6 protein-coding genes are annotated in these 3,358 nt (G+C 42.9%); all 6 read right to left on the bottom strand.

The features are described from left to right. Nucleotides 1-198: hypothetical protein (locus J6I68_RS16995; protein ID WP_292222047.1), on the bottom strand; the 198-nt coding region annotated here is incomplete at its 3' end. 112 nt (nt 199-310) lie between these two features. After that, on the bottom strand, nt 311-721 hold the full coding sequence (locus tag J6I68_RS16990) for a hypothetical protein (protein WP_292222046.1): 411 nt from the start codon (nt 719-721) through the stop codon (nt 311-313). 11 nt (nt 722-732) lie between these two features. Next, on the bottom strand, nt 733-1,776 hold the full coding sequence (locus tag J6I68_RS16985; protein ID WP_292222044.1) for a hypothetical protein: 1,044 nt from the start codon (nt 1,774-1,776) through the stop codon (nt 733-735). Nucleotides 1,777-1,785: 9 nt separating this feature from the next. Beyond that, nucleotides 1,786-2,013 (bottom strand): hypothetical protein, encoded by a 228-nt coding sequence (locus J6I68_RS16980; RefSeq protein WP_292222043.1) that lies wholly within the window; start codon nt 2,011-2,013, stop codon nt 1,786-1,788. Nucleotides 2,014-2,025: 12 nt separating this feature from the next. Further along, nucleotides 2,026-2,187, bottom strand: a complete 162-nt coding sequence (locus tag J6I68_RS16975) for a hypothetical protein (RefSeq protein WP_292222041.1) — start codon at nt 2,185-2,187, stop codon at nt 2,026-2,028. A 66-nt stretch (nt 2,188-2,253) separates the two neighbouring features. Further along, the gene (locus tag J6I68_RS16970; RefSeq protein WP_292222040.1) at nt 2,254-3,093 is read right to left on the bottom strand and encodes a hypothetical protein; all 840 of its coding nucleotides are present in this window, start codon (nt 3,091-3,093) and stop codon (nt 2,254-2,256) included. Nucleotides 3,094-3,358 lie beyond the last annotated feature (265 nt).

Genomic DNA, 3,358 nt, shown 5'->3' with positions numbered 1-3,358 from the left:
GTGATAAAATCCATTCTCGGCGTAATAAACATCTGATATATGATCCTGGCTGTCATACCCAGCCATCAGTTCGCCTATTCCTTTGCCGTTTTCAAACACGGCATATTGTCCTTTTGTGCCCTCGATCTCCATGAGGGTGTAATTGTTATCTTTGAAGTATTTCTGTATCTCTTCAAAAAGTCTTTCTTTTTCGCCCATGCGGCTACCTCCTTGCAGGTCTGCCCTGCCGTAACTAATCATTTTTACATCTTAAATATGGATAATTGATGCCCAAACAAAAAAAATAGAGGCTATCTGCCTCTATTTATTGCTAAAGAGCCGTGGTCTCAAACACCTTTCGGCTTCCATCACTGGATAAAATTTGTACATTGCCCTCTTTAAGAGCTTTTGAATAAATCTCGGGAAACAACTTATCACCGAAACGCTCCGCCCTCTCATAGCGCCTGCCTGGATCGTGGATAATAACGGTTACCGTCTGGAGGGGCTGTCTTATTAAAAGATTTTCATTGTCATCAGTGTTCATCCTGTAAACTTCCGCATACAGGAGCATATCTGGCAGACCGTCAAATGTCTTTAGTGCCTCAATAGCTGCTGACTCCGCTTCATATTTGCTCTTAAATCCATAAGCCCCGAGAAAGCAATTTCTGAGAGACGCCTCATTATACTGTGCCATAGTCTGTCTTGTGATATTATATCCAAATCGCTCAAGTGTATTGTTCATTCGATCTCCTTTTATTTGACGATATAATAATCAGCAAGATATTCAAGAACCTTGTTCTTAAGAATCACTCTGCTGTACTCTTCTTTGTTTACCGCCCGCGCAAAATCCTTCAGTTCCGGGTATGCGTTCATGTTCTCAAGCCAGATTGTCGCAAGAGCACTGTAATAATCCTCTTCTGTAAGATCTATTTTCTCTATCTTTGCAATATCCTCATATACAAGACATCTTTTTGCAAGGATCTTTGCATAGGCATCAATATATTCGTCTTCTGTGCCCTCAAATTCTGCGTTTTCCATCTCGGGCTTAAGAATGTCCGCTATGGTTGTTTCTTCGCCGTTCTGGGCTAAATAATTAACTGTTTCGTTAAGTGATTTGGTGACATCAGCTTTAAAGATGCTTACAAGCTCTTCCGACGGCTCATTTTTTGATGAAATGTTTTCCCCTATCTTTTCTTCAAGTTCTGCTATGATATCTTTCTTGTACTGCTCTTTGAAATTCTCTTCAAGATAGGCCCGTACTGACCCCTTTAGCTCTTCTACGGTGCTTACGTCATCTATTCCAAGACCTTTTACAAATTCATCAGTAAGATCCTCTGAAGGAGTCTTTACTTCTGTGACCGTGGCATAAAGAGTCTCTCCTCCATAAGTTTCTGAAAGGACAATATCTACATTGTCTCCTTTCTTTTTCCCGGTAAGGGCTGTATCAAACTCTTCCGGATACTCTCCACCTCCCACTGTAAATGTTTCTTCATGGGCTCCTTCCTCTTCATCTGAGTGCCCGTCGTGGGTGTAGGTAAACGTTACAATGTCGCCTTTTTTTATGGGCGCGTCCGATTCCACAAAAAACCCGCCTGCCGTTTCCACGGTCTTATCAATGGTCTCCTGTATGAGCTCGTCCGTAACTTCCTGTTTTGTGCTTTCAAGTGAAAAATCCTTATATCCGAGCTCTTTTACTCTTCTGTCATCCCACCTGCCTGCAAACATATAAAGTCCTGTCGCCACGATTATGATTGCGGTCATGGCCAGAACCATTTTAAGACTGCTTTTCTTATTCATCCATTCTCCTTACTTTATAAAAGCTGCCGTGCGCACATTTTCTCTCTTGTCAGATGCCCTTACAAACTCTCTTGTACTTACAGGATAGTCCGACTCTTCAAAGTCCGGTCCCATATTTGCCTTGAGTTTGCCATAGGAGACACCTGCCTCTTTGGCTGATCTTGCCTCTGAACCCATTTCTTTCATGTTCATCTGATTGTTAAGTGATGTTGATTTTCTGTATTCGCTTCTTTTCATGTTCCTTTTCCTTTAGTCAAGATAATTGTTTATTGTGTATGCGAGCCTGTTACACTGGCTTATTATGTCCGAAAGCTGGCTGTCATCTTTCGTGTCAATCTTCGCCCCGGCTTCGTTACAATGATTTGCAATGAACTGGAGGAGCTGTCTGTCTATATCTGATACCTTTTTCATAGATTTTTCCTTTCTGTATAGAAAAATACAAAGGCGGAGATATCCGCCTCTGCATATCTGTTTAATTTAAGCTATCCCAAGGATCGTGTACTCGTTGCCTCTTACATGGTGGAGATTAAGAGACACCTTTACGGGGCTCTTCTTAACATCCTTTGCAAGAGCGTTCCATCTGTCCTTGTCCTTGCCACTTATTTCGGAGTTGCCGATCCTAAATACGGAGTCTGTATCATCGAGCTTTCCGTTAAAGGAAATCACATCGCCTTCCTTGCTGAAGGAGGAAAGTGTTACCACCGTCGCTCCGCCTTCAACGCCTTGAGGAACAGGCTCTTTAGCAGCCTCCTGTACTTCTTCGGTAACAGACTCTTCGTCTTCATCTGTCTTTTCGTAGTGCTTCTTCTTATCCTCGTATGCGCTCCAGAATGCATCGTAGAGCATCTTGTGCCATGCGTTGTCTTCTGGCTCTTTACCTACAACAAGCTCATAGGCCCAAACCATATCTTCAAGATCCTCCCAAGTGATGGGAACATTGGCGTTTGCCTTCTTTGTGGCATCATACCCGTGGAAAGTGATGCTTCTTTTTCCTGTCTTTGAGTTTTGAGCGCCAAGGCCGAGGGAAAACAGTTTTGAACCGTTATTCCCTGTTCTGTAGGTCCATGCCCCGGGGTTATCATCCTTATCATCCTTCTTGATAAGCTCAAGGAGCGATCTGTTCTTGATGCTTTCTACAAGCTTTTCAAACTTCTTAAGAGAAATGTAGACAGTAACATTGTCCTTACCCTTTGTTCCCTTTTTTACGAAAGAAGCAACCATTGAGTCTCCCTCAAACCAGGGGCTGAGTGTAAGAAAATATGAATTAAGCGTGTAAGCTTCCATGATGCGAGCATCACCAAAAATTTTATGTGCCATAAAACCTCCCATGTCCTAGTGTTTATCGTGTTTTTCTATAATAAATATGGGATATTTGTGATGCAGGATGCTTTTCTGTACAGGATAAAAAGGCTATCCCACTTCCTTGTCGGTCAGGGTATCTAATATTCTGTACTGCCTGCCGGGATGCCGCCTGCCATCGGCGCTCTCCTTTTGTCTCCTAAAGGCCGTTCTTGCCTTGGCTATATCCGAATAGCGGCACTTTTTACCGTTGTAGCTGCATGTATGCCACTGTGAAGCATCG

The organism is Butyrivibrio sp. (genome assembly GCF_017940685.1).
In the GTDB taxonomy this organism is placed as follows: domain Bacteria; phylum Bacillota; class Clostridia; order Lachnospirales; family Lachnospiraceae; genus Butyrivibrio.
The sequence above is the reverse complement of the archived record's forward strand: the minus strand, read 5'-3'. Positions and strand labels throughout refer to the sequence as shown.